Genomic DNA, 2,755 nt, shown 5'->3' with positions numbered 1-2,755 from the left:
AGGTAGCGGTGCCAGGCGCCGAGCACCTGCCCCGCCTCGCCGGCCGGCACCCGCCGGCGCACGGCCGCGTCGGAGGTCTGCAGGTGCACCACCGCGTCGAGCGCGCCGCCCAGCTCCGGGCGCAGCAGGAACGGGCCGTCGAGGACGACCGCGGTCCCGGGCGGCGCCTGCCGCCGCGGCGCGCGGCTGGCCCGGTCCCGCTCGGCGTCCCACAGGCTCGGCAGCCACGTCCACGGCCCGCCGGGGCGCATCGTGTCCAGCACCTCCCGACGCAGCCCCGCCACGTCCGCCCACAGCTCGTAGTAGGAGTCCGGGTCGTCGCGGCCGTGCTCCAGCCGCAGCGAGCGCGAGCGCCAGAACCCCCGCCACGACACCCGGACGACGCCGCGGCCGAGCTCGCGCAGGGCCGCGGCGACGTGGTCGGCCAGCCCCGCGGTGTCGGCGTCCACGGCCCCGTCCACGCCGATGCGCGCACCGGCGGGCAGCGCGGCGGCCCAGCGTCGTGCGAAGTCCTCCGGCGCCGTGGGGCGGAACGCGCCGCCGCGGGCGCCGCTCAGGCCGACAGCCGCTGCTTGACCTCGGCCAGCGACGGGTTGGTGGCCGCGCTGCCGTCGGGGAAGAGCAGCGTGGGCACGGTCTGGTTGCCGCCGTTGACCTGCATGACGAAGTCCGCCGCGTCGGGCTGCTCCTCGATGTTCACCTCGGAGTAGGCGATGCCCTCCCGGTCCATCTGGGTCTTGAGGCGGCGGCAGTAGCCGCACCAGGTCGTCGAGAACATGGTGACGGTGCCGGCGGCGGGGGCCTGCATGGTGCTCTCCTTCGCGTCCGCTGCGCGCGCCGGTGCCTGCCCGGGGCGCGGGTGCCCCGTGGACGGGACCCTCCGGGGCAACCGCCCGGCTCGCCGCCCTCTTCCCGTCGGTGGCGCCTGCCACACTGGCCGGGCCATGGCGACTCCCACCACCTCCCCGAGCGGCCCCGCCCCCGTCGGCGCGGGCCCCGCCCCCGTCACCGCGGACTCCGTGCTGGAGGGCCTCGACCCCGAGCAGCGCCTCGTCGCGACGACCCTGGACGGGCCCGTCTGCGTCCTGGCCGGGGCGGGCACGGGCAAGACGCGGGCCATCACGCACCGGATCGCCTACGGCGTGCACTCCGGGGCGCTGGTGCCGCAGCGGGTGCTCGCGGTGACCTTCACGGCCCGCGCGGCGGGGGAGATGCGCACCCGGCTGCGCGACCTCGGCGTGGCGGGGGTGCAGGCGCGCACCTTCCACGCCGCGGCGCTGCGCCAGCTGCAGTTCTTCTGGCCGCAGGCGGTGGGCGGCTCGCTGCCGTCCCTGCTGGAGCACAAGGCCCCCCTGGTGGCCGACGCCTGCTCGCGCCTGCGCCTGCAGGCCGACCGCGCCCGGGTCCGGGACCTGTCGGCGGAGGTGGAGTGGGCCAAGGTCATGCTCGTCGACGTCGACGACTACGCCGCGCAGGCGGCGCGGCGGGGCCGCGGCGAGCCGGGGGGCCTGGACCTGCAGGCGGTGGCGCGGGTGCTGCGCACCTACGAGGAGGTCAAGGCCGACCGCGGTGCCATCGACTTCGAGGACGTCCTGCTGCTCACCGTCGGGGTCCTCGACGAGCGCCCCGACGTCGCCGCGGCCGTGCGCCAGCAGTACCGCCACTTCGTCGTCGACGAGTACCAGGACGTCTCCCCCCTGCAGCAGCGCCTGCTCGACCTGTGGGTCGGCGGCCGCGAGGACCTGTGCGTGGTGGGTGACGCCAGCCAGACGATCTACTCCTTCGCCGGGGCCACCCCCGAGCACCTGCTGGACTTCCCCCGCCGCCACCCGGGCGCCACGGTCGTCAAGCTCGTGCGCGACTACCGCTCCACGCCGCAGGTCGTGGGCTTCGCCAACACCGTGCTGTCGCAGGCCACCGGCGCCGCCGCCCGCGCGCGCCTGGAGCTGGTGGCCCAGCGCCCGCCCGGCCCGGCGCCGACCTTCACCGCCTACGACGACGACGTCGCGGAGGCCGCCGGGGTCGCCGCGCGCATCGCCAAGGCCGTCCGCGCCGGCCGCCCGGCCCGCGAGGTCGCCGTCCTCTTCCGCACCAACGGGCAGTCGCAGGCGCTGGAGCAGGCCCTGGCCGACGCCGGCGTGCCGTACGTGCTGCGCGGCGGGGAGCGGTTCTTCTCCCGCCGCGAGGTCCGCGACGCCGTCGTGCTGCTGCGCGGCGCCGCCCGCGCCCAGGCCCCCGGCAGCGAGCTCGGCGCCGAGGTCCGCGACGTGCTGGGCTCGGCGGGCTGGTCCGAGCGCGCCCCGGGCGCCACCGGGGCCGTGCGCGACCGCTGGGAGTCCCTGCAGGCCCTCGTCGTCCTCGCCGACGACCTGGCGGTCAAGCGCCCCGGATCGGTGCTGTCGGACCTGGTGGCCGAGCTCGACGAGCGCGCCTCCGCCCAGCACGCCCCCACCGTCGACGGCGTGACGCTGGCCTCGCTGCACGCCGCCAAGGGCCTGGAGTGGGACGTCGTGCACCTGGTGGGCGTCAGCGAGGGCCTGCTGCCGATCTCCTTCGCCGACACCCCCGACGACGTGGAGGAGGAGCGCCGCCTGCTCTACGTGGGCGTCACCCGCGCCCGCGAGGAGGTCCACGTCTCCTGGGCCGCGGCGCGCACGCCCGGCGGCCGGGCCTCCCGCTCGCCCTCCCGGTTCCTCGACGGCGTCGGTGCAGCACGGGTTCGTCGCCGAGCAGCTGCGCGTCGCGCTGCTCACCG

General features: G+C 77.4%; 3 protein-coding genes. 1 reads left to right on the top strand and 2 read right to left on the bottom strand.

The features are described from left to right. Together ABEB16_RS17105 and ABEB16_RS17100 are read right to left on the bottom strand one after the other, a co-directional pair. Window positions 1-449: nucleoside/nucleotide kinase family protein (locus ABEB16_RS17105; protein WP_486335994.1), on the bottom strand; the 449-nt coding region annotated here is incomplete at its 3' end. Between the two features lie 104 nt (window positions 450-553). Next, the gene (locus ABEB16_RS17100; RefSeq protein WP_345713429.1) at window positions 554-808 is read right to left on the bottom strand and encodes a mycoredoxin; all 255 of its coding nucleotides are present in this window, start codon (window positions 806-808) and stop codon (window positions 554-556) included. A gap of 136 nt (window positions 809-944) precedes the next feature. On the opposite strand from ABEB16_RS17100, the gene ABEB16_RS17095 reads away from it, so the two are divergent. Next, the coding region (locus ABEB16_RS17095; RefSeq protein WP_345713428.1) for an ATP-dependent helicase at window positions 945-2,755 on the top strand (1,811 nt) is incomplete at its 3' end.

Source organism: Kineococcus glutinatus, from assembly GCF_039542765.1.
In the GTDB taxonomy this organism is placed as follows: Bacteria; Actinomycetota; Actinomycetes; order Actinomycetales; family Kineococcaceae; genus Kineococcus_A; species Kineococcus_A glutinatus.
This window is presented reverse-complemented; position numbering and strand designations above follow the sequence as displayed.